The sequence below is a fragment of the Pinibacter aurantiacus genome (assembly GCF_019130065.1).
GTDB classification, from domain to species: Bacteria; Bacteroidota; Bacteroidia; order Chitinophagales; family Chitinophagaceae; genus Pinibacter; species Pinibacter aurantiacus.
The window spans coordinates 160,371-183,202 of sequence record NZ_JAHSPG010000015.1 but is presented as its reverse complement, the minus strand read 5'-3'; the positions used below and the strand labels follow the sequence as shown (position 1 = coordinate 183,202).

Annotated in this window: 19 protein-coding genes; 10 read left to right on the top strand and 9 right to left on the bottom strand. The window is 42.1% G+C overall.

Translation table 11 applies throughout. The features are described 5' to 3' along the window. Nucleotides 1-20: 20 nt before the first annotated feature. On the bottom strand, nt 21-887 hold the full coding sequence (locus KTO63_RS19200) for a formate/nitrite transporter family protein (protein WP_217793365.1): 867 nt from the start codon (nt 885-887) through the stop codon (nt 21-23). A gap of 257 nt (nt 888-1,144) precedes the next feature. After that, complete coding sequence (locus KTO63_RS19195) at nt 1,145-2,692, bottom strand: MFS transporter (RefSeq protein ID WP_217793363.1); 1,548 nt, start codon at nt 2,690-2,692, stop codon at nt 1,145-1,147. A 237-nt stretch (nt 2,693-2,929) separates the two neighbouring features. Here KTO63_RS19195 and KTO63_RS19190 point away from each other — a divergent pair, with 237 nt between their 5' ends. The 6 genes from KTO63_RS19190 to KTO63_RS19165 all read left to right on the top strand — a co-directional run bounded on the left by KTO63_RS19190 (nt 2,930) and on the right by KTO63_RS19165 (nt 8,380). Continuing rightward, on the top strand, nt 2,930-4,090 hold the full coding sequence (locus tag KTO63_RS19190) for a sensor histidine kinase (protein ID WP_217793361.1): 1,161 nt from the start codon (nt 2,930-2,932) through the stop codon (nt 4,088-4,090). A 1-nt stretch (nt 4,091) separates the two neighbouring features. Next, the gene (locus tag KTO63_RS19185) at nt 4,092-4,790 is read left to right on the top strand and encodes a LytR/AlgR family response regulator transcription factor (RefSeq protein WP_217793360.1); all 699 of its coding nucleotides are present in this window, start codon (nt 4,092-4,094) and stop codon (nt 4,788-4,790) included. Nucleotides 4,791-5,100: 310 nt separating this feature from the next. Next, on the top strand, nt 5,101-5,847 hold the full coding sequence (locus KTO63_RS19180) for a dioxygenase family protein (RefSeq protein WP_217793358.1): 747 nt from the start codon (nt 5,101-5,103) through the stop codon (nt 5,845-5,847). Nucleotides 5,848-6,003: 156 nt separating this feature from the next. After that, nucleotides 6,004-6,513: a hypothetical protein gene (locus KTO63_RS19175; RefSeq protein ID WP_217793356.1), complete on the top strand. Its 510-nt coding sequence runs from the start codon at nt 6,004-6,006 to the stop codon at nt 6,511-6,513. Continuing rightward, nucleotides 6,510-7,223: a pirin family protein gene (locus KTO63_RS19170; RefSeq protein WP_217793354.1), complete on the top strand. Its 714-nt coding sequence runs from the start codon at nt 6,510-6,512 to the stop codon at nt 7,221-7,223. Before KTO63_RS19175 ends, KTO63_RS19170 begins: the two co-directional genes overlap by 4 nt. A 329-nt stretch (nt 7,224-7,552) precedes the next feature. Then, a complete protein-coding gene (locus KTO63_RS19165; RefSeq protein ID WP_217793352.1) occupies nt 7,553-8,380 on the top strand; it encodes a hypothetical protein in 828 nt (275 codons plus the stop codon). A gap of 238 nt (nt 8,381-8,618) precedes the next feature. On the opposite strand, the gene KTO63_RS19160 is transcribed toward KTO63_RS19165, so the two are convergent. Then, complete coding sequence (locus tag KTO63_RS19160) at nt 8,619-9,473, bottom strand: class I SAM-dependent methyltransferase (protein WP_217793350.1); 855 nt, start codon at nt 9,471-9,473, stop codon at nt 8,619-8,621. A 234-nt stretch (nt 9,474-9,707) separates the two neighbouring features. Between KTO63_RS19160 and KTO63_RS19155 the strand changes: the two genes are divergently transcribed. Continuing rightward, nucleotides 9,708-10,511, top strand: a complete 804-nt coding sequence (locus tag KTO63_RS19155; protein ID WP_232373254.1) for an alpha/beta fold hydrolase — start codon at nt 9,708-9,710, stop codon at nt 10,509-10,511. Nucleotides 10,512-10,580: 69 nt separating this feature from the next. Here the strand turns inward: KTO63_RS19155 and KTO63_RS19150 are convergent, their stop codons facing one another. Next, complete coding sequence (locus KTO63_RS19150; protein WP_232373253.1) at nt 10,581-11,192, bottom strand: pyridoxamine 5'-phosphate oxidase family protein; 612 nt, start codon at nt 11,190-11,192, stop codon at nt 10,581-10,583. A gap of 125 nt (nt 11,193-11,317) precedes the next feature. Then, entirely contained in the window at nt 11,318-12,862 is a 1,545-nt protein-coding gene (locus KTO63_RS19145; protein WP_217793348.1) for a M20/M25/M40 family metallo-hydrolase, read from the bottom strand. Nucleotides 12,863-13,037: 175 nt separating this feature from the next. Here KTO63_RS19145 and KTO63_RS19140 point away from each other — a divergent pair, with 175 nt between their 5' ends. The 3 genes from KTO63_RS19140 (at nt 13,038) to KTO63_RS19130 (ending at nt 16,879) form a co-directional block, all read left to right on the top strand. Further along, nucleotides 13,038-13,844 carry a hypothetical protein gene (locus KTO63_RS19140; RefSeq protein WP_217793347.1) on the top strand — a complete coding sequence of 269 codons (807 nt, stop codon included), beginning with the start codon at nt 13,038-13,040 and terminating at the stop codon, nt 13,842-13,844. A gap of 225 nt (nt 13,845-14,069) precedes the next feature. Beyond that, nucleotides 14,070-16,298 carry a patatin-like phospholipase family protein gene (locus tag KTO63_RS19135; protein WP_217793346.1) on the top strand — a complete coding sequence of 743 codons (2,229 nt, stop codon included), beginning with the start codon at nt 14,070-14,072 and terminating at the stop codon, nt 16,296-16,298. 2 nt (nt 16,299-16,300) lie between these two features. Beyond that, nucleotides 16,301-16,879, top strand: a complete 579-nt coding sequence (locus tag KTO63_RS19130; protein WP_217793345.1) for a hypothetical protein — start codon at nt 16,301-16,303, stop codon at nt 16,877-16,879. Nucleotides 16,880-17,011: 132 nt separating this feature from the next. Here KTO63_RS19130 and KTO63_RS19125 read toward each other — a convergent pair whose 3' ends face one another. The 4 genes from KTO63_RS19125 to KTO63_RS19110 all read right to left on the bottom strand — a co-directional run bounded on the left by KTO63_RS19125 (nt 17,012) and on the right by KTO63_RS19110 (nt 22,609). Further along, nucleotides 17,012-18,088 (bottom strand): isoaspartyl peptidase/L-asparaginase family protein, encoded by a 1,077-nt coding sequence (locus tag KTO63_RS19125; RefSeq protein WP_217793344.1) that lies wholly within the window; start codon nt 18,086-18,088, stop codon nt 17,012-17,014. A 433-nt stretch (nt 18,089-18,521) separates the two neighbouring features. Then, complete coding sequence (gene araA / locus KTO63_RS19120) at nt 18,522-20,012, bottom strand: L-arabinose isomerase (RefSeq protein WP_217793343.1); 1,491 nt, start codon at nt 20,010-20,012, stop codon at nt 18,522-18,524. A 41-nt stretch (nt 20,013-20,053) separates the two neighbouring features. Further along, nucleotides 20,054-20,752: an L-ribulose-5-phosphate 4-epimerase gene (locus KTO63_RS19115; RefSeq protein ID WP_217793342.1), complete on the bottom strand. Its 699-nt coding sequence runs from the start codon at nt 20,750-20,752 to the stop codon at nt 20,054-20,056. Nucleotides 20,753-20,905: 153 nt separating this feature from the next. Next, nucleotides 20,906-22,609, bottom strand: a complete 1,704-nt coding sequence (locus tag KTO63_RS19110; RefSeq protein WP_217793340.1) for a ribulokinase — start codon at nt 22,607-22,609, stop codon at nt 20,906-20,908. Between the last annotated feature and the right edge of the window lie 223 nt (nt 22,610-22,832).

Below are 22,832 nucleotides of genomic sequence, written 5' to 3'. Positions count from 1 at the left end.
TTAAATTTTATTAAAATCGATCAGTAACAATCATGTTTTGACTTCACTGATTTCTGGTCATTCTTTAAAAACATCCACCAATAAAATGCACCCACCATAAGTGCTCCGCCAACAAGGTTGCCAATAGTTGCAGGAATAATATTGTTAATGATGGCATTTGATACAGTAAGGTTGCAAAGCTTTTCTGCGCTTACTCCCATGTCTTTTGCAGCTTGCAGATAAGCAGAATTTGTTTTTGCAAGTAGGCCCATTGGTATGTAATACATATTGGCAACTACGTGTTCGAGGCCAAGTACGATGAAAAGAAATATCGGATAAAATATGCCCAAGATCTTGCCCGCAACATCTTTTGCGGTATAGCAGAACCAAACGCCCATGCACACGAGCAGGTTGGCAAAGGTGGAAGAAATCAGTGCTGCTGAAGGAGTCATAGAACTCTTAGTGGCAGCAACTTTGATGTTGTATGCGCTTACGAGATTATCGGTGTGGCAGTCATGGTTGTAGCAATACAAACAAACAACTACCAGCAATGAACCGATTAAATTTCCTATGTAAACAAAGAATAAACTTTTTGCATAATTTTTCCAGCTTGCTTTCTTCTGCAGGCAGCTCACCATGATCAGCGTATTGCCGGTGAATAACTCGCATCCACTTAAGAGGATCAAAACAAGACCAACCGGAAATATCAAACCACTTATGAGACGTGCAAAACCAAGATAGGGTACGTTGTGTGTTACGATGACGGTAGCGTGTGCAGCAAGTGAAAGAAAAATGCCGGCCATAATCCCGAGAAGCAACATTTTTATTGCGGGAAGTGTAGATTTTTTATGGCCCGTTTCTACTACGTAGTCAATGACCTGTGCCGGTGTGTTGTAACCTAAATCCATATAAACATTCTTGGTTTATATGGCAAGCAATCGTTTAAGAATATGGCAAGCAATCGTTAGTAAAAAAATCGAAAGGAAACTTAGGCAAACCTACAGCCTGTTAGTTTGGCATTTTATGACATCGATCAAAAGCATTTTGTTAAAGGCATGTTTTTAATCAGTTACAAATGTTGTTTTTATGGCAAATGATAGAGAAAGCATTGATTCTTAAACGATAGCAAAAAGGCATTTTATTATATGTATTTTAACAGAAAAACTCAGGCAGGTCTACCAGGATTTTTTGGGGCTCCAAATTTCTTCGCAGTGAGAATTGCAACGAACGCAATAATCAATGCACAAATTGCTGCAGTAATATTGAGCGAATGCACGAAGGCGATACGGGCTTCGTTTAAGATGTTCGTTGCTTCCGAAGTTGCGAATTTTTTTGCCATGGCTGCGGTGCCACCTAGTGTGTTTTTTATTGTTTCTGTATCTTTTTGCTGAGTTAATGCAGGAATATGTTTGGCGATCTGATGCCGGTACAAGAGCGTCCAAAAACTTCCCAGCAGCGCTATCCCGAGCGAGCCACCCAAGGCCGTACTTGTTTCGGATATTCCTGCGGCAGCGCCTGCTTTTTCCGGGGGCGCACTTGCTACTACCATGTCAATTCCAAGCGTAACGATAAGGCCGCAGCCGCCCGACATTAGCACAGTTGCGACGATCAACAATGCGAGTGAAGTAGTTGATATAAACGAAATCAGGCCAATGCCAATAGCGAGAATGATAATGCCACTTACAATAAGGCGACCTCTTGGGAAACGCTTTACCAATAAGGGTGCCAGCATACACAAAATAATGCTGCCTGTCGAGGAGGGGATTGTCCAAAGGCCTGCAGTAAACGAATCAAACCCAACCACCAATTGCAGGTATTGCCCCACAAAGAAGAACATTCCCGACCAACTGAATAGTGCGATAAACAAAGAAAGTAGTGCGGTTGTAAAGGAAACGCTATTAAATAGCTTAAGCTCAAACAATGGATGCTGCTGGGTTTGCTGGCGTTTTATAAACAGTATCATGACGGCAATTCCTGTTGCAATGAACAGTAAAGGAGTTAAGGAGAAGCCATCTTCGGCCAATCGCTTCACGCCAAAAATAACAGACAGCATGGAAGAGATGAGCAATGCCGCGCTTCGCAGATCAAGTTTGCCGGCATTGTTATCCTTGAACTCCGGCAAAAGAAATGGTGCGGACAACAAAAGCAAAAACATGATCGGCAATGCGATTAAAAATACAGAGCCCCACCAAAAGTGATTCAACAGAAACCCGCCCACCATTGGTCCGATCATTGTGCCGGATGAAAAACAAGTCGTATACAGGCCCATCGCGAAAGTGCGCTCAACATCATTGTGAAACAGATTCCGAATGATGGATAAAGTGGTCGGCAGCAGTGTTGCGCCTGCAATGCCCATGATGGCACGGGATACGATCAACATGAAAGCACTCGTTGAAAACGCAGCCAATGTTGATGCGGCTGCAAAACAAATGCAACCCGTTATCAACAATTTTTTAAGCCCGATTCTATCACCCAAAGTACCCATCACAATCAGCAGGCCTGATTCAAGAAAACCGTAGATGTCCGTTATCCACAAGAGTTCTGCACTTGTTGGTTTCAATGCCGCGCTGATGGCCGGTAGCGCCAGATAGGTAATGGTCATGTCCATAGACACAAGCATTGTTGGCAGTACCAACACAGTAAGGCCCAGCCATTCGCGGCGTGTCGCTTTCGGCGTTGTTAATGGAACAGCAGATGAGACGGATGCAGGCATGTGATGCAAATGAATACTTAAAAATACTTGCAAAGTTTTGCAGGCAAAAGGGGAGACTGCGACAAAGTGAGGGCGAATTAGGAATTAGAAGTTAGGAATTAGAAAAGTGCATTTGTGCAAAGAAGTTTTAGCTGGTTGATAATTATAGTGTTTAACATAAATCGGAGCGCCTGCGCCAGCAACTAATTCCTAATTCCTAATTTCTAATTCCTAATTGTCTCTATATTCGTTGTCATAATGAAGCTAAACATCTCAGTTATACTTGTGCATTTCATCGGCTGGATATTGTTTTTATCCCTGCCGGTATTGTTTTTTGCAGGGTATAACAATGGTAACGGTATTGGACGTTTTTTGTTTTCGGGTGCGTATTGGGTGTATTTTGCTTTCTATTGTTCGCTGTTTTATGTCCACACACTTGTGCTGTTGCCAAAGCTTTATTTCGCTGGTAAGAAGATCTGGTACGCGTTGATATTGATTGCGTTATTTTTTCTGACACTTACATTGCGGCCCTTTGATCTGCTTACATTCAAGCGAAGGGAGTTTAATGAAAAAGAGATGACCAATAGCGAACGAAGAATGTTTCGCGAAAGGATGCCGCTGGCCCCCATGCCACGTGATCCGGGAGAAATGCGGCCTCCCAGCCTCAACCCACAGAATGTACAGCCTCCACCGCCAAATGGTTTTGGGCAAAGAAGGGGGCAGCACATCGATATTGTAAGCCTATTTCTGTACTTCCTGATCATAGCGCTGAGCCTGGCTTTAGAGAATTCGCGGAGGCTCGCAAAAGCGGAGCAAAAACTACTCACCACAGAGTCTGAAAAGGCGAGAGCAGAACTTTCTTTTTTGAAGGCTCAGATAAATCCGCATTTTCTTTTTAACACGCTTAACAATATATATTCTCTTTCGTTGCTGAAAAATGAGAAAACGCCGGACGCCATCATGAAGCTATCGAACATAATGCGGTATGTAACAGATGATGTGCATGAAGATTTTGTGTCGTTGAAGGAGGAGCTGGATTGCATTGCAGATTACATTTATCTTCAGCAATTACGGTTGGGCAAGAATGTGCAGTTGTGTTTTAAAATTACAGGAGACAGTGACGACAGAGAGATTGCGCCTTTGCTGCTGATGACTTTTATCGAAAATGTTTTCAAGCATGGCGTTAGTAATCATGAAACCTCAGTGTTGAACATTCATTTAACGGTAGAGGATACGCAGCTTGTTTTTACCACTCACAACAAGATATTCTTAGCAAGTGAACAACTGGAAAGAGCGGGGCAGGGAATTGAAAATGCAACCAAGAGATTACAACTGCTTTATCCTGACAAGCACAGTTTGCAAATAGAAAATGCGAATGGTTATTACGATGTGAAACTAACTTTACAATTTAGCGAATAGTATGAAACTCAGATGTGTAGCGATTGATGACGAGCCTCTGGCATTGGCTCTTATGCAGGAATACATCAGCAGGATTGGGGAGCTGAAGCTGTTGCATTCATTTGAAGATGCTATTGCAGGTAGCGAATTTTTGCGCAATAATCCTGTAGATATTTTGTTCGTAGACATCAATATGCCCGATATATCGGGGCTTTCATTGGTTGCTTCACTTGACGAGAAACCCGCGGTTATTTTTACCACAGCATATAAAAAATTCGCTTTCGAAGGTTTTGAACTCGAAGCGGTGGATTACCTTCTAAAGCCTATTAGCTTTGAACGTTTCGAAAAAGCAGTGAAGAAAGCTTTGCAGGTGCTTAAGCGTAATGAAAAAGGAACAGAAACACTTCAGGAAGACTTCTTTGTGTGGAGTGAATACAAGCAGGTAAAAATTGATCTGTCACAAATAGAATTTATTGAGGCAAGGGAAGATTATGTGTTGTTTCATCAGTTGAATCATAAGCCTGTATTGTCTTTGATGACGTTGAAGAGCGTTCAGGAGAAATTACCTGCCACTAAATTTATTCGTATACACCGCAGTTATATCATTCCAGTCGCCGGAATAAAACTCATTAGTTCGAAAAAAGTAACCCTTACGTCCCGCAGGGAACTTCCTGTTGGAAATAGCTATGCCGCAAGTCTGCAGGAGATAGCACGCAGATAGAGAGGCACGCAGATGACGCTCCCGCCGAAATGAATTTGTTCGGGCAGGGATTGGACTGATTTGCACTGATTTTTATCTTTCGTTTTTAAGACTGCGAACTTATCAAGATATGCGTCGTTAGTGTGTTGCAAACACTTTTGAACCCCTGTTAATTACTAATTATTAATTATTAATTCGCTTCATCGGTACATCGCCTTTGTTTACCGAGACATTGCTCTATCCGATTGTATTCTCATATAATTTCGGATAGAACAATACAGAGAATACCATGCTATAATTCTACTCCCTTGTTTTTTTAAAATCAATTTTTATGGACAGAAAGCTTTTCGTAAAGCATGCATTCTCTGCTTTAGGCATTGTCGCTGTCGCTCCGTTAATACATGCGTGCAGTAAAAACAACGACTCTGCTTCAACCTCATCGGACGAGTCCTCGGGTAGTAGCAGCGATGTTACGACAGATACCAGTTGCTCGGTTTCTCCCACAGAAACAGGAGGTCCGTTTCCAACAAAACAACCTTCTTCGTACGTACGAAGTGACATTACAAAAGGTGATGGAATAGGCTCGCCACTTACGGCAAAAATTACCATTGTTAACAGTAAAAATAATTGTACAGCGCTTGAAGGAGCGATCGTTGACATCTGGCATTGCGATGTAGATGGCAATTACTCCGAGTATGGCGGCACGCAAATGCAGTCTACCAACTTTCAAGCTGTGCATTGGTTACGCGGCAGGCAGGTAACAGACGCCAACGGTCTCGTAACGTTCGAATCTATTTTCCCTGGTTGGTATCAAGGTCGTGCCACGCATATACATGTGCATGTATACAACGCAGGTGGCACTTCCTTGCTTGTTACACAAATAGCATTTCCAGACACATTAGCCATCACGGTGAACAGCACAGGCTCTGCATACGGTTATACCAAAGGAACCAGTGGTTACACATATAACAACGCAGACAATGTTTTCAGCGATTCTGTAGCGAAAGAAATGGCAACTGTGACAGGCAGTGTTGATAAAGGTTTTGAGCTGTCTATTACCATTAAAGCAAATGCATAAGGTGAATGGTTGCCAGTGGCCAGTTGCCGGTAGCCGGAGCTTTAAATGCATCGGATTTCATGAATGAAGCGCTGCAAAATTTACCAGAGCAAACGTCGTTGTTCAACGCACTGGCAGCAGGCCATCGGCCGCCTGAACCCTAATAAAGCACAGACTATGAAGCGAAGGATCATTACACTTTGTTACAAGAAAATAATAGATGCCAATTACAGCGATGAATGGTGCAGAAATGTGTTTGCTGCAACTTACCAAGAGTTTAAGATGCAGGCACAATTCTACAATCAGCAGAAGAAGCACACGACGTACAAACAAATGATTGATGACGTGTCCGGCGCCAATAAATTGAATTTCCTTGTAAGTGCCGCCATCATTGATTATTTGAAAGAATTGAATGACCAGGTGCCCGATGTGCTGAATAACTTAGGAAGATCTTTTTTACGATTCAGGAATTTTCAGTTTGAGATCATTCAATCCGATATTACAAACAGTGCATCACATGCGGTGGCAATTTATTTTATGTCGCAGCCTTTGATATGGCATGACACTGTAGGAGACCAAATGATTACTTCTGAAAATTACAATGATGATGATTGTGAAATGATCATCAACCAGTTTCGCCTTAGTGAAAACTTAGGAATTTATACACTTCAAACATTGGAGATATGATTAGTCAACTACGTGCAAAAATGTATATCGCGGAACAACGCGGTCATTTTGAAAACGATCATCTAAGAGTGTTTGCAACTTTTAACTACGGTACATATTTCAACGAACATAAAAAGGCTTTTGGCCCCCTGCATTTATTAAATGATAATACACTGGCAGGCAACCATGTTTCGCTTACAAAGTTTGAGGAAGATATGTACACAGTGTTGCTGCCAATTGTGGGCACCGTTGAGTATGCCGATAACGAAGGAACGCATGCGGTGATTCACTCTGGTGAAATGCAGTGCGGTTTCTACAAGAAGAATTCAGGGTTTGTGGTTAAGAACCCATATGAATCTGCACTGGTGAATTATTTGCAAATCGGTATTGTTGGATCGTTTATGGAAAAATTTGAAAAGCCACAACTCTTTCAGTTTGACATTGATGGTTACAAAAATGTTTTGGTTGATATGAAATTGAAAGAGATTAATCCGGCCCTTTCTTTCAGGGTGACCATTTGCAAACTCTCTTCAAAAAAAGAGGTTGCCTATTTTATGGAAAATCCTGCAAATTCATTGTATGTTTTTGCAATAGAAGGTGAAAGCGAAGTAGATCAAAGGTTGCTGCATGCAAGGGATGGATTGGGCCTGCAAGACATTGATAAAGTAGAAATAGAAGGATTAACAAACAACGCAATTTTGCTGCTCATAGAAATGACACAAAAAAGATAGTCCAAATGTTGCAGTTACAATAAGGTGTATCAGGGTGTTTTTAAGGTTTACAAAAATGGCTCCGGCTCTCCGGGGCCATTGCCTTTTTTGAGTTGAGAGTGGAGAGTTGAAAATGGAGAGTGGAGAGTGGAGAATGGAGAGTTGATAGTTGAAAGTTGTTAGGCTTTAGGTTTGGCTCTGTTCAGTTGTGTTCTATTTTCTAGCATGTTCTGAAGAGGTACTTTTGATATTGACTATCGCACATAGACAATTCTTAATTCCTAATTCTTAATTATTGCTTTTAAATTCCTAATTTACTTTTGTTTAATGGCTGAATTAACAACAATCGTATGAAGACAACCGCACTCTCTCTAATCACTTTCTTTTCTTTTTCCTTCACTGCTTTTGCTCAAAAAGATCTGTCGGAAATGGCGGCGCCAATTGTGGAAGAAGGAAAAATGCTTTACCGATCGGAGATGGCTTCGTGGTACGGTACAGATTTATTTTTGGAGAAATATACCGACAAAGGCAATATCGGGGGATACTTTTCTTACGCTGACGGGGATTCAACAAGATGTGTCTTTTATTCGAATAACGAGAAACCGAAAGTGCTCGGTACGATCACGTTTGATAGCACATACAGCACAAGTGTTGCAAGGCTTGATGTTACCGAGAGGTCATTTTCAAAAAACGAGAAAGAACTGTTTGTGATAAGAGAAGCCGCGAAGAAATTGATGGTATCAGATACTTTGTTCGAGAGTTTTCAAAATACATCATTGAATCTCATTCCCATTGTTGTTAAGGGGGAGAGGAAAGTATATATTCTTACCGGTGCCGAAAAGAAAGGCGTTGTTATTTTTGGAAATGATTATTTGCTAACGTTTGATAAGGATGGAAAGGTGTTGACAAAAAAGAAACTACATGCCAATATTTTGCCTTCGTATTATGGAGAGAAGGATGGCAAAAAATCAGTGGGCTCCATTCATTCGCACAATTCGCAAACGGGTGATTTTATTACCGCGACAGACATTTGCACGTTGATGCTTTATGAAAAGATGGCAGAATGGGATCAATATGTGGTAGTTAGCGAACATTATGTAAACATATGGAATTGTAAAACGAATACGCTCACTGTGAGGCCGCGAGAAACTGAAAAAGAGATGAAGGAAACGATGTAGGGAGAGGGCACGCAGATGACGCTGATTGGACTGATTTACACGGATTTTTTTGGCCTTAGTTCAAAGACGCATTAATAGGCAATGACTGCTTGTCATCCCGACGAAGGAGGGATCTGGGTGACTGTATACAACGGGAAGCTGATTTAAGACCCAGATCCCTCGTTCCTCGGGATGACAAGCAACATTCTTTCAAGTTTTTATGCACTCTTAGTATGTGATCTTTTCCGGTGTTTATCTTCTACTTAACCTTCAACCTCCATGTTTCTCTTATTTTGCCGATCTTGCGGAATTCTTCCACCTGATCTGGCGTAAGATTTTCAACAAAATAAGGATAGGCGCTTAATTCTTTATAATCGATCTCATTCACTTTGTCGATCACAAAACCCATGCGATCAAAGAAGTATCTGGCTGTTTGTTCATCATCAAATTTCTTTTCATCAATGCGATGAGCTTCTGTGAACTCTCCCAATGCATCTTTACGCTTCAATGTTTTGCTGAGATCTTTTTTAAAATAGATATCAGCTGTGATCCAATAGCCGCCTCTTTTTCTGAGTATGTGATGGATGATCTCACAAAGCTTTTCTTTCTCCTTCGTTTCAAGATACATTAACAGACCTTCGTTCACAATTGCTATCGGTCCTTTTTCAAAATGCTTTACTACTTTAGAAAATTGATGATCGTCTAACACATTTAAAGGCAATAGTTCAAGCTTACTGTGTTTTCGGACATCATCTACAAGGTCTTCGATAATTTCTTTTTTTGATTCAATAATATTGGGAAGGTCTGTGTCGATATAGTGCAGATGGTTTTTAACCGTGGTCATTTCCAAACCGCGAAAAGAAAAGCCCGAAGAAAGCTCAAGAATATTATGTGCGTCAATATCTTCAAGCATTTCATTAATACTAAAATAACGCGCTTCAAAGTGTAATATTCTTGCCCATAACCTCGCGTCTTTATTGTCGTAATCCGGTTCATAAGGTTCGGGACGCATCATAAGTTCGGCCGCTTCCCTGGCATACGGAATGTCTGTAATTCCTTTCATTAATAGCAAAGCCCTGGCAGATGGACTGATGGTTGAATAATCTCTTAGCATAGCATCGTTGTTTTTCAGGTAAACTTGTTGGTTATGTCCAGTAAGTTAACGAAAAGCCTACGAAGAAAAAAGTGACAAACCTCAGTATGTGGAAAATAATATTATGGTAAAACAAACCCGCTAATTGTCGCATTTACACGCTATTAAGTTGGACGGAGATTTTTAATTTTGAGGAAAATCAGGATGATGAAACGTTTTTTGATAGCAGCCTCAATCATGGTAATTTCAATGATTATGAACCTCAATACAATGCAAGCGCAACAAACCGGAAGCAATGGTAAATATGCCAGTGTTAACGGCATCAATATGTATTATGAAATACACGGTAGCGGGCAACCGTTGGTGTTGATTCATGGTGGCGGCTCAACGATCTACGCCACTTTTGGCAAGATACTTCCGGCGCTGGCGAAATACAACCAGGTGATTGCTGTGGAGTTACAGGCGCACGGTCATACATCGGATAGAAATGCGCCTTCCAGTTTTGAACAGGATGCTGATGATGTTGCGGCCTTGCTTAAACAACTAAACATTAGCAAAGCTTCATTCTTTGGGTTCAGTAACGGTGGAAATACGGCTATGCAGGTTGCTATCCGCCATCCGAACTTAGTGAACAGGCTGATTATCGCTTCTTCTATGTACAGACGCGATGGGATACCGCAGGTTTTTTGGGATGGAATGAACCATGCCACTATCGACAACATGCCAAAGCAATTGCGTGATGCGTATCTGAAGATCAATAACGACTCAGCCGGGCTAATGACTATGTTTAAAAGAGACGCTGTGCGCATGCAGAATTTTAAGGATTGGAACGAGGCTGATATTAAATCAATCAAAGCGCCAACGCTTGTTGTTGCTGCAGTAAATGATGTAATGACACCAGAACATACAGTGGCTTTGTACAGGCTATTTTCAAACGGACAACTTGCGATCTTGCCGGGAGGACACGGCGATTATTTAGGAGAAATTACAACCAGTGCGCCACCGGAAGAAATTACGTATGTGTTATCACTGGTTGAACTTTTCTTACATTCAAAGTAATTTCAGTTTCTCAGATACATGGCTTAAACATCTTGTTTAAGCCATGTCTTTTTTAAACAGTGGTTAAAACTATAAAGTTATCGTTCCTTCGATAGAATCGTCTAATGTTTTGCCCACTATTGCACCGGCAACACGTTTTATCAGGCCAACTGCCATATTATGTTTCGTATCCCAGTAATAACCATTTACCGGATCAACGCTGATTACAGAAATACGTGGATCGTCAATGCCTTCGGTGAACCATGTTTTTAAAATGGGTTCCCACAATTCTTTGATCTTTTCCTTGTCATCGCTTACAACTGCGGTGCCATAAATGGTCAGGAAGTCGGAATAGTTTGAGCCTTGAAACAAAAGTTGAACGGAAGGGTCGTGTTGTAATTCAGCGTTTTTATTACTATCATTTGCACTTAGAAACCAGAAAATGCCGTTCTCGTCGAGTTTTTGAACGGACATCGGACGAGTAGAAAATGCTTTTCCCGTATTGATATTTGTACAAAAAAAGCAGGTGGAAGCTTTATCTGTAAGTTCTTTTATTTTCTCGAGGGCTTCATCCCACTGCAAATCTTTACGATTACTTTCTGGTTGTTGCCTGTTTATACTGTCCATATTGTTTTTATTAAGGAATGCAAAACTGGTACCGATAGAACAGTGGAATTTTATCCCCGCTGGTTTTATGGACATGCAGAATATTATATTCTGTTTGCTTGCAATCTGCGGTTTTCAAGACGGATTTATAGAAGATCCGAAGCGTTTTTTATGCGTGCGTATTGAGGCAGGCGCAAATAGCATTCGCTTTTCTTGAGTTGTTACTCCGCTTCCATCATTCCCTTGAAATAATCAATCACCTTTCTGTAATTTTCAATGCTGATATATTCGTTGTAGCCGTGAATGATCTTTTGTTCGTATTCATTTATTTCCAAAGGTAGAAAGCGATAGACGTTTTTACTCACCGCTTCATATTTGTAAGCATCAGTGCCGGTGATGGTGAGGTATGGAGTAATGATAGCAGTGGGATAAATCCTTTCAATGTTTTTCTTCATGTTATTATAACCTTCTGTAGGAACTGGCGAAATGCCAGATGCTTCACGTGCAGAAAGTGTATTGATTTCGGTATCGTAGGGTTTGCAAATCTTTTGTACATGGCCAACAACGTCAGCAACAGTTGTGCCCGGGAGCAAACGAAAATTTACAGTGATCTCTGAAATTGTTGGCAACACGTTTTCCGCATCGCTTCCTTTTGCCATTGTAACGGCAGTGGTTGTGCGAACCAGCGCATTGGTGTTTGGTGCTTTGGTTAAAGTCTTTATCAGTAATGGTTTTAACAGCCATTGATTGGCAATGCCCATTTGCGAAATAAAACTCATTTCACCCCCAACATTCTTTAAAAAATTTTGTACAGGAGGAATAATGTCTGGTTTGAATTGTTCTTTCTCAAGTTGCTGAATAATTTCAGCAGCCAGCACAAGCGAGCTGTTTCGCGGCGGCATAGATGAATGACCGCCGGTTCCTTTCACTTTGATCTTTAAAGTGAGAAAGCCTTTTTCTGCGGTGCCAATCAACGCTATCGGTTTCTGAATTCCTGCAATGCCCGGTGCGGCAATGATTCCTCCTTCGTCATACACTGCATCAAACTCAATGTTTTTAGACTTGAAATATTCTACGATCTTTCCTGCGCCATTCATGCCACTCACTTCTTCATCGTGACCGAAGGCAAAGTAAATATCACGGCCAGGTTGAAATCCTTTAGCAATTAGTTGTGTAGATGCTTCCATCAATCCGAATAACATACATTTCATATCAAGTGTTCCGCGTCCGTAAATGCGGCCGTGGGCAACCGCACCGGAAAAAGGCGGATACTCCCAATCTTTTTGAACGGTATTGATATGGTCAACAGGTTTGTCGTTAGGGTTAAAGATGACAGCGTTGTTTGCGTCGGCATAGGGATCGTAACCATTAACAGGCACCACATCGTAATGCGATAAAAATAGCACAGGTTTTAGCGAACTGTTTTTTCCTTTCCAGTGAAAAACCAAACCGTAATTGTTGATGGTTGCCGTGTCCATTGATTGATATGCAACAGGAAATGTTTGTCGCAGATAAGCTTTGAAATCATCAAACGGTTTGAAGTTTGTTTGACTATAATTTGAATTGCTTACGGTGGGTATTCTTATGCCGCCGGCGAATCGTTGCAGTTCTGCTGTGGAAGTATCTGTAATCAAGTAGCCGCTATGGGCATCAGTGTATTTGGTAAAAGGGTACAGCTTTGTTTTTACCAGAACAATAATTGTGATAACAACGAGCAGTACAAATAAACCAATGAAAAGATTTTTAAGTAAGCGTGATGCTGTCATAAATATTGTTTTCTGAAAATGAAAGTGTGTGTCAAATAAATGTAAACTATTTATTCGTTAGTTAACAGCTTTGCAAATAGAATGTTCGCTATTGTTAAGGTAAACCGAAAGTAGTGGCTGTATATTTCAAATGAGCAATCTGCTATTTATTTTTGACTCATCAAAAACGGCCAGTATGCGATGCGTCATATTTTTACTGTTTCTTTTCTGTGCGTCATTCAATGCTTTTGCGCAAAGCAGAAGCATCGCAGGAAGTTATGCCAGTGGGCCGGGTTCAGAAATATGCAAATTGATTTTGAGCGAAGATTCCACCTTCAGTTATTCTGCGCCGGAGTACCCGATGTTTTATCGTTTGGAGAAGTTTGAGGAAAAAGGACACTGGATACTTTCGGGGGATACGGTTGTGCTTAACCCTCTATTAGCATTAAAGCCATTTGTTGAATCAGAATTGAAGGAGGAGAAAGTGAACAGCGATTCTGTTATACTCACGTTTCGGCACATCAAAAGATTGATCGATGCAAATGGAAACATCGTAAGGGAAGATACTGAACATATCAATCGGCTCGACTTTAGTTTTAATAACCAGGCGAAGAAGAACAGGGTGCGTGTTACAGCAGACAGAACTGTTCGCTGCACATTTGCAGGCTATATACCGAAGGAAATTATTACAGGACAAACAACCATTGTGCTCCCCAGACTGGTTAATAAAATTGAGTGCATCTACTTTGGTTGTTGGGAATTGCAGGGTATGAAAAAGTTTGTTGTTGCGGATTCATCATCCAATCATTATACGTTTGCCGTTTACTCCAATTATTATGTGGATGGCCAGCTGAGGCAAACAAAATTTCTTGTCAAAAACGAGAACGTGTTGTACACTAAACGAAACTCAAAAGGAGAATTTATAAAAGACAATGCCTGGTCCGGCGCGGCTCCCGGCCGTCTTGTAAGGTTGGGTGAGAAAGATATGGCGTCGGGTAAATAATGCCGTTGCTGATGTTGTAAGCCCGAAAACCATTGATTTTACTTGCATTTCAGCCCAACTATTATTATTTTTAGTAAGCATGCCAATATCTCCTTAAAAGCACTTCTTCTTTTTCCGCACTCTACAACTCAATTACAGCAATGTTTTCCGGCTTATGAAACAAAGTTAAACGGCATGGTATCCGCTGTTTAATTCGTAAACACTATTTAACCTAAACCTTATAATATGGCCGGAACGAACGGTGAGGAATCTGCACTTACACTCGAAGACTTTCGCCTGGTAGTGGCTCCGCTTATCGAATATCTGCAGCGTAGCAATGGCGACAGTTCAGTAAAAAAAGAACATTACGGAAATGGTGAGCGTCGCAGCAATTTGATCTTGTCAGATGTTGTGGACGACAACGGATCGCAGTATGTTGATCTTGTGCAAGAAGGCGGTGGTGTGCATGGCATTGCGCTCGCGGGTTACACATATGTGCTGGAGAAAATGGGGGTGTCATTTATGAAGATGGCCGGAACCAGCGCCGGAGCCATCAATACCTTGCTGCTGAGTGCCGTGAATACAAAGGCTGAAATTTTAAAGTTGCAGGAGTGTGTTAAACAACCGGTCAATACGCCAACCGATGTATGGAACGATGCGCTAAAATACCATCCATTTAGTGTGAAGGCCGAAGATTATTATGAAACGCGTTCGGAAAAATTGTTGAAATATTTATGTGAAAAGAAGTTGAGCGATCTGGTAGATGGACATATCATGTGGCGCAAATTGTTGTTGCATCTCTTTCAAAACACGGTGAATGTAAAGTCGGTTAAAGATTATCTCACAAAGATGAAAGTCTGGAGCCTTATTGCGTTGGCTGCTTTCGGGTTGCTCATTGTATCCGCATCGGGACTGGTATTTATCACTTGCAATCAAGATCTTTATTGTTGTGATAACTGGATAGAAAAACTCTTCAAGTGGGTGGCGGCTATTTCTGTTGCGGTCATCTTTTTTTCCATCAGTTACCTGCTCGGGCAATTTTTGGTCGGAAGGTTATTGTATAGAAATGCAGAACGGTTTGGCATTAACCCCGGAAAAGATTTCGAGGATTGGCTTACAAAGATCATGGAAGAGAACGGTATAAAAAATGTCTCGCATCTTAAGAACAAATTGCAGCTGGAACGTAATTGTTTCAACCCCGCTTATTACCCTTCCAAGATAAAGTACGACAGTAAAAATTTACCGGTAGAAACCGAGCCGTTTGTGAATGCAATAGAGATTGCGAAACAAGATATAGAAGTCGCTAAAGTGAGAGCTGATGATGCCAGTTTTCGAACAAAAGACGACATATTGGATGAAATGACCGATAAGCTGGTCGCACTTTCAAAAAAGATTAAACCTGAGCAACGCGGCCGGAAGGATCTTGCAGCTAATTTACTAGAAGGGTTCCAGGAGATCATAGCGGCAAAAGCAAGAATGGATACGGAAAGAGACATTGTTGCAAACAACCAACAGCAACCTGAAGATCTGGAAAATAGCGCGGAAATTGAGCAGTCCCATGATGAAGAAACAAAATCATCCTTTGATAAGGAGATCGCTATTGTGAGTTCCGATATAACGAATGGCATCAAGGTTGAATTTCCTGCAATGCATAAAATGTACTGGGGCGAAGATTTTGATATTTCTCCCGCACGGTACGTCAGGGCCTCCATGTCTGTTCATTTTTTCTTTAAACCTTTCGAAGTGGATTATGTGACGGCGCAAAAAGCCGTGATTGAAAAGGAATGGAAATGTTTGCTCAATATTGATAAACGATTGCAGGAAAAAGATACGCATGCCTTGATGGTGGATGGTGGGATGCTTTCTAATTTTCCCGTCAATATTTTTTACAATCCGAGCTCGCCTGTACCCATAAAACCAACGGTGGGCATCAAGCTTGAGTTTGAAGATGATGCCACTTCCAATACCATCGACACGATGGGAAAGCTCGTGGGTTCTATGATTTCGACGATGCGCTATTTCTACGACCGGGATTTTATTTCCAAGCATAATATTTTTAAGAAAACAATCCGCAGCATTGACACAGGACAAATAAACTGGTTGAATTTTAATTTGAGTGATGAAGACAAGATTGAATTGTTCTTTCGTGGAGCGCTTACTGCTGCTATATTCCTGGTGAATAATGATGACTTGCAAAAACGTGCGAAGGATATTCAGTATCTCGTGAAATGCGGAACAGCGTTGAGCTTCAGGGGAAAGAAGATCAATATTTACCCGGATCAAAAATGTGAGTTCCGCACAGAAGATTATAGCACAGAAGAAGTTTCCTTTAACTGGAACAATTACAAAATAGACCGTGTGTTGTTTATCGGCGAAGCCATTACAACAAAGAACAGGTTGAAGAGAAAAGCAAGCTTTGGAAAAAAACCGGATAATACTGTTGACGTTAATCCAAATCAACCCCCTAAAAAGTAGTTATGGAACCGATCGACTATTGTATCAGAATTTATTGTCCTGACAACTTATTGTTGTTTGCCATTTTTCTTTCGTTCCTAAGCGCGATGGCTATAGGAAGAATGATGTTAAATGCGAGCAAATTTGTGATGAACAAAAAGGGGCAGCGATTGTCTATCATCGAGTTGGAGATGCCTAAGACCTTCGCACGATTTACGGATACACTTGCGAACATGACAGCCAAAGCAAAAGAAGCAGTGCGATTGAATTTGATCCTTGATTTTTTCTTTATGCCATGTTTGTATCTGTGTATGTTTTTTGTTGCGACATACGTGAAGCATCGCCTGGCATACAATCACAGTGTGAATGATGTTTGGATCTGTGCGCTGTCTTGGGTTCGGTTACTCCCATTTTTGACGTGGGCGCTGGACATTACGGAGAACATGTTTACCTTATCGCTCATGCGGCAGCCCAACAGAAGAGGTGTTATCTGGATGAAGTTTTTCTCAATTGTAAAATGGCTGAGTGGCTTTTTGTATGTGCTTTATTTTATAATGCTGGCGGTTATTTATTTGCTGACGAAGAACCATTTGGCTAATTGAAAATTGAAAGTTGAAAATTGAAAATGCAGAAGGTCGAACATTTATTACTCTGTTCGACCTTTTGCATTTTATAAAACAGATGTGAGCCAGATATTTTAGGGTACCTCATTTTCAATTTTCAACTTTCAATTTTCAATTATTATAGAAGTAAATTTCAATCTTCCCGTCTCTCGTCACTGCTCCTCTGTACATTCCTTCTGTGTTGAAGGGCATCGTCATGTTACCGTTTTTGTCGAGGGCGATCAAGCCGCCGTTGCCACCGAGTTTGGCAACTTTGTCGATCACTGCTTTGCCCGCGTCCTTCACTGACATCTTTTTATATTCCATCATTGCAGAAAGATCATATGCTACGGTGCAACGAATAAAGTATTCTCCCCAACCGGTACACGAAACAGCTACTGTATTGTTGTTTGCATAAGTACCCGCTCCAATGAGAGGAGAGTCGCCAACGCGGCCATATTTTTTATTGGTCATGCCACCAGTTGATGTGCCTGCCGCAAGATTGCCATAGAGGTCAAGTGCTGCGCAACCTACTGTGCCAAACTTGTTATCGACGTTGGTGATGCCGTATTTGTTGTTTTGAGTAAGGATTGTTTCGCTCGTGTCATAAGGTGTTGGGTCTTCATTGGAACCACTATTTTTCTTTGCTTTGATGCTGTCTTCTTTAAGTGCTTGTTGTAAGTTGTCCCACCTGTCTTGCGTAAAGAAATAGCTTGGGTCAACGATTTCCAGTCCAGCTTCTTTTGCAAACTGATCGGCACCTGCACCGGTGAGGAGTACATGTTCTGATTTTTCCATCACTGCTCTTGCTGCACTGATAGGATTGCGAATGGTGCGTACGCCTGCAACCGCGCCCGCTGAAAGTGTTTTGCCATCCATAATGGCTGCATCGAGTTCGTTGCGTCCATCATGTGTAAACACCGCGCCTTTGCCGGCATTAAAATGAGGGTCATCTTCTAAGACATGAATGGTTGCTTCTACCGCATCAACGCTGGATTTGCCTGATTGTAACGCTGCATAGCCCGTTTCTAGTGCCTTCTGCAAAGCCGCTCTGTAAGCGGCTTCTTTTTCAGGCGTCATCTTGCTTTTTAAAATGGTTCCTGCGCCGCCGTGTATGACGAGCACGTAATTACCTTTTGTTGTTTTTTGTGCGGGGGAAACATTAGAATAAAAGAGGAATGCAGTAAGCAGTAGAAATATGTTTCTCATCTCGGGGTGTGTTTTGCTGCGTAAATTTAGTAAGGTTTTAGTAATTGAAAATTGAAAGTTGAAAGTTGAAAATGATGGCCCAAAGCTACAATCTTTGCGACTGTGACAAAGGCTTTCGGTATAACATGTCATTGCGACCGCGAGGAACGAAGCGGGAAGCAATCTCCTGCTTCGGGTGCTCGAGATTGCTTCGCTGCTATCAAAATGTGTGGCATGCATTGTAAACTCCAGACATAATGATGGTGCGCTAGCAATGACGGTGTTGCACACAAAGCGCTCAATAGCATTCTCTCTGTACAAGTGTGCGACGCAACCAAAGCTCAATAGTAGCAATGCCGTCTGGCCCATACTAACAAGTAAAACAAAAGCAAAGCCCCGGAAAATCTCCCGGGGCCGCACATAAACTAATTCCTAACTTCTAATTTCTAATTCCTTATCTATAATACGCTTCACTCCAGCGCAATTCATTTTTGAATTGATAGAGGTTTGTGTTTTTACCGATCAGTGTGAATTCTATGTCTGCCATTTCAGCGAAGTCCTGCATGTGTTCTGCAGTCAGGTTTTGGCTGTAACCTGTGTGGTGCGCACCACCAGCAAGGATCCATGCAGCGCAACCTGTTTTCATGTCCGGGTACGGTTTCCACAATACGCGGGCCACAGGAAGTTTTGGAAGATCATGTGGTGCATCAACAGCTTCCACTTCGTTCACGAGCAAACGGAAGCGGTTGCCCATGTCAATTAAAGATGCATTGATAGCAGGGCCGGAAGCCACGTTGAATACAAGTCTTACTGGGTCTGCCTTGCCGCCGATGCCTAAAGGATGTATTTCACAAGAAGCTTTTCCTTTTGCAATAGACTCGCAAATTTCGAGCATGTGTGAACCCAATACCATTGGATTGCTTGGATCGAAATGGTAAGTGTAATCTTCCATGAAAGAGTTACCTCCCGGTAAGCCACTACCCATCACTTTCATTGCACGCACCAATGCTGCGGTTTTCCAGTCGCCTTCGCCGGCAAAGCCGTAACCAGCGCCCATCAAGCGTTGTGCTGCAATACCCGGAAGTTGAACCATGCCGTGCAAATCTTCAAATGTATCTGAGAAACCTTTGAAATTGCCGTCTTCAAGAAATGCTTTCAAGCCAAGTTCGATTTTCGCAGCCTCGCGAAGAGATTGATATTGTGCATTGCCTTTTAGCAAACTATCTGCAACTTTATAAGAGTCGCCGTATTCTTTAACGAGTTTGTCAATTTCAGCATCGCTGATTTGATTGATCACCGCAACCAGGTCGCCGATACCATGTGTGTTTACTGAATAGCCGAACTTGTATTCAGCTTCTACTTTATCGCCATCTGTTACAGCTACAAAGCGCATGTTGTCGCCAAAACGAACAAATCTTGCACCTTGCCAATCGTGCCATCCCGCTGCAGCCCTTGTCCAGCCATTGATTTGTTCAAGTGCCTCAGGATCTTGCCAGTGGCCAACCACTACCTTTCTGTTTCTGCGCATGCGGCTAACGATGAAACCGAATTCGCGGTCACCGTGTGCAGACTGGTTAAGGTTCATGAAGTCCATATCGATCTCGCCCCAAGGGATATCGCGATTGAATTGTGTATGTAAATGCAATAATGGTTTGTGTAAGATTTTCAAACCGGTGATCCACATTTTTGCTGGAGAAAAAGTGTGCATCCATGCGATGATACCGATACAATTCTTTGCTGCATTTGCTTCTGCGCAAATGGCATAAATTTCTTCCGTTGATTTTACAGTAGGTTTGAATACTACGGTTACGGGAATTTGTGATGCTTCATTTAAAGATTTCGCGATGACCTGTGAGTGTTCCGCTACTTGCTTTAAAGTTTCTTCTCCATACAGGTGCTGGCTTCCGGTTACGAACCAAACTTCCAGTTGCTTTAGGTTTATCATGTACTGTTTTTTTGCGATTGTTTATTTGTGAGGTGTATTTGTTATTGTCCGTAGTAAGAGTTCGGGCCGTGCTTGCGTTCGAAATGTTTTTGAATAAGTGCATCTTTCAAACGTGGGCTGTCGTTTCTGATCTGCTCAGTTAAAAAAGCCATTTGAGCCACAGCTTCGCAAACGGCACTGTTGTATACCGCTTTCGCAGGTGTTTTGCCCCACGTGAAAGGAGCGTGGTTGCCAACGAGCACCATTTCTGTTTCTTCGTAGCTCAAGCCTTTTTCTTTAAAATGGTTCATGATCTGGAAACCTGTTTGGTATTCATAATCGCCTTTGATCATTTCATCATCCATTGGCGGAGCGCAGGGAATATCGTTGGTGGTGTGGTCGGCGTGCGTTGTTCCGAAGATCGGAATGTCGCGCTGTGCCTGTGCCCACGCCGTTGCATATGTAGAGTGCGTGTGTACAATGCCATTGATCTTGTCCCAGTGCTTGTATAAAACAGCATGGGTTAATGTATCGGAAGAAGGACGCAGATTTCCTTCCACTGTTTTGCCTTCGAAATCAACAATCACCATTTTAGCGGGCGTGAGATCTTCGTAAGGAACACCGCTTGGCTTAATGGCAAACACGCCTAAGTCTCTGTCAGCGGCGCTTACGTTGCCAAATGTAAAGATCACAAGGTTTAGTTTCGGCAGCTGCATGTTTGCTTCGTAAGCTGCTTCTTGAATATGGATGTACTTACTCATTTTATTGTTTGTGAGATTAGGACTGTGCTTTTTAATTAATAATTAATAATTAACAATTAATATCGTAACTCTCTAAGAGTATGGTTTGTCGCCGTTTTACAATATCGAAAGCAGCCTTTTTCTAATAAAGGCTGCCCTGTTAATTCTTAATTATTAATTGTTAATTGCTTCAGCTAGTTTGTTTTGAACAGCAGCTTTCGATGTAGCATTACCCAGTTCAATGTATTTCCCATAACGTTTTGCATATACAGGAACCAAGGCTTCGTTTGGATGATACTCGGCATCAAAGCCTTGTCCCATCGCGTGCATCGCGTCTTCTACTTTTTCATACAATCCTGCGGCAGTTGCGGCAAACATTGCGGCACCCAATGCGCAGGTTTGTTCTGAACTGTGAATGCGGATCGGCATGTTCATTACATCTGCCATCATTTGCATGATGAACGGAGATTTTTTCGCAACACCACCCAAACCGATCAAACCTTTTACAGGAACGCCTTCTGCATTGAACCTGTCAACAATCGCTTTCGCTCCAAAACATGTTGCTTCTACAATTGCCCTGAAGAATTTAGGCGCATCTGTTGCAAGATTTAATCCAGTGATGGTGCCTTTTAATAATTGGTTCGCATCCGGTGTACGGCGACCGTTGAGCCAATCTGTTGCCAGTTCGGCCTTTTCGTCTACTTTAATTTTTGCTGCCTGTTTGCTCAACTCAGCAATCATATTGTCAGTGGTCTCGTTGATCAGTGCATCCAGTGTTTGTCCGTCAGCAAGTTTGCTGTTTTTCAAAACATTTTGCAAAGGCCATGACAACAGGTTTCTGAACCATGCGTAGCAATCGCCGAACGCAGACTGTCCGGCCTCCATACCCATCATGCCCGGGATAACGGAACCGGGGACCTGACCACAAATACCTTTTACCAATATGCCGTCTACTTCATCAAAAGGAGCCACCAGCATATCACAAGTTGATGTTCCCATTACTTTACTCAAATGATATGGTTCAATTTGTCCGCCTACTGCACCCATGTGTGCGTCGAAGGCGCCAATGCCTACGACAACGTTTGTGGTAAGACCGAGACGGCTTGCCCATTCGTCTGACAAATAGCCAGCTGCTTCTGATGAGGTATATGTATCGTTGAATAAGTTTTTAGTAAATCCATCCAGCAATGGATCGAGTGACGCGAAGAATTCATTTGGAGGAAGACCGCCGAATTCTTTTGCCCATAAGGCTTTGTGACCAGCAGAGCAAACGCCACGTTTTAGTTTGCTAACATCTTTTCCGCCGGTTAAAAGGAAAGGTATCCAGTCGCAATGTTCTACCCATGAATGAATCTGTTTTCTAACTGTGTCGTCTACACGAAGGATGTGAAGAAGCTTTGCCCAAAACCATTCCGAAGAATAGATGCCGCCGACAAACTGCAAGTAGTTCGTGTCGAATTTTGTTGCATGTTCGTTTATTTCAGCTGCTTCTTTTGTTGACGTGTGGTCTTTCCACAATACAAACATTGCGTTTGGATTGTTTTCAAATGCAGGCAACAAAGCGAGCGGCGTTCCTGTGTCATCCACTGCAACAGGAGTAGAGCCGGTTGTGTCCACCGAGATCGCTTTTACATCTTTAGCTACGTCGGCACCAGCTTTTGCCAAACAGTCTTTGATTGTTTTTTCGATTCCCTCGATGTAATCAAGAGGGTGTTGTCTGAACTGGTTGTTGGCAGCGTCGCAATAAAGACCGGCTTTCCAGCGTGGGTAATAAAAAACAGAGGAGGCTACTTCTTTACCGTTGAGGGCGTTCACAATGATGGAACGAACGGAGTCTGAGCCAAAGTCAACACCTATTACAAAGGCATTCTGTGTCATTGCTGTATTGGTTTTTAGAAACTGTTTTATATCTGCGCCGCAAGACAATTATGCCTGTTTTGAAAGGTGACAAGCTCAATGATCTGGCAAGCGTAAATTATATTAGTGTCAAAGTAACACTTATTGTGAGAATTAAAAAAATATTTTTAGAACTGGCGCTGTTGGCGCCTGGATATCAACCGCAAAGGGCGCGAAGAGTTACCACTAAGGCACTAAGGACACT

What these genes read in the sequence shown, in the direction of transcription:
- KTO63_RS19200 (WP_217793365.1), bottom strand. Translation starts at nt 887, where the DNA reads ATGGATTTAGGTTACAACACACCGGCACAGGTCATTGACTACGTAGTA.
- KTO63_RS19195 (WP_217793363.1), bottom strand. Translation starts at nt 2,692, where the DNA reads ATGCCTGCATCCGTCTCATCTGCTGTTCCATTAACAACGCCGAAAGCG.
- KTO63_RS19190 (WP_217793361.1), top strand. Translation starts at nt 2,930, where the DNA reads ATGAAGCTAAACATCTCAGTTATACTTGTGCATTTCATCGGCTGGATA.
- KTO63_RS19185 (WP_217793360.1), top strand. Translation starts at nt 4,092, where the DNA reads ATGAAACTCAGATGTGTAGCGATTGATGACGAGCCTCTGGCATTGGCT.
- KTO63_RS19180 (WP_217793358.1), top strand. Translation starts at nt 5,101, where the DNA reads ATGGACAGAAAGCTTTTCGTAAAGCATGCATTCTCTGCTTTAGGCATT.
- KTO63_RS19175 (WP_217793356.1), top strand. Translation starts at nt 6,004, where the DNA reads ATGAAGCGAAGGATCATTACACTTTGTTACAAGAAAATAATAGATGCC.
- KTO63_RS19170 (WP_217793354.1), top strand. Translation starts at nt 6,510, where the DNA reads ATGATTAGTCAACTACGTGCAAAAATGTATATCGCGGAACAACGCGGT.
- KTO63_RS19165 (WP_217793352.1), top strand. Translation starts at nt 7,553, where the DNA reads ATGAAGACAACCGCACTCTCTCTAATCACTTTCTTTTCTTTTTCCTTC.
- KTO63_RS19160 (WP_217793350.1), bottom strand. Translation starts at nt 9,473, where the DNA reads ATGCTAAGAGATTATTCAACCATCAGTCCATCTGCCAGGGCTTTGCTA.
- KTO63_RS19155 (WP_232373254.1), top strand. Translation starts at nt 9,708, where the DNA reads ATGAACCTCAATACAATGCAAGCGCAACAAACCGGAAGCAATGGTAAA.
- KTO63_RS19150 (WP_232373253.1), bottom strand. Translation starts at nt 11,192, where the DNA reads ATGTCCATAAAACCAGCGGGGATAAAATTCCACTGTTCTATCGGTACC.
- KTO63_RS19145 (WP_217793348.1), bottom strand. Translation starts at nt 12,862, where the DNA reads ATGACAGCATCACGCTTACTTAAAAATCTTTTCATTGGTTTATTTGTA.
- KTO63_RS19140 (WP_217793347.1), top strand. Translation starts at nt 13,038, where the DNA reads ATGCGATGCGTCATATTTTTACTGTTTCTTTTCTGTGCGTCATTCAAT.
- KTO63_RS19135 (WP_217793346.1), top strand. Translation starts at nt 14,070, where the DNA reads ATGGCCGGAACGAACGGTGAGGAATCTGCACTTACACTCGAAGACTTT.
- KTO63_RS19130 (WP_217793345.1), top strand. Translation starts at nt 16,301, where the DNA reads ATGGAACCGATCGACTATTGTATCAGAATTTATTGTCCTGACAACTTA.
- KTO63_RS19125 (WP_217793344.1), bottom strand. Translation starts at nt 18,088, where the DNA reads ATGAGAAACATATTTCTACTGCTTACTGCATTCCTCTTTTATTCTAAT.
- araA (WP_217793343.1), bottom strand. Translation starts at nt 20,012, where the DNA reads ATGATAAACCTAAAGCAACTGGAAGTTTGGTTCGTAACCGGAAGCCAG.
- KTO63_RS19115 (WP_217793342.1), bottom strand. Translation starts at nt 20,752, where the DNA reads ATGAGTAAGTACATCCATATTCAAGAAGCAGCTTACGAAGCAAACATG.
- KTO63_RS19110 (WP_217793340.1), bottom strand. Translation starts at nt 22,609, where the DNA reads ATGACACAGAATGCCTTTGTAATAGGTGTTGACTTTGGCTCAGACTCC.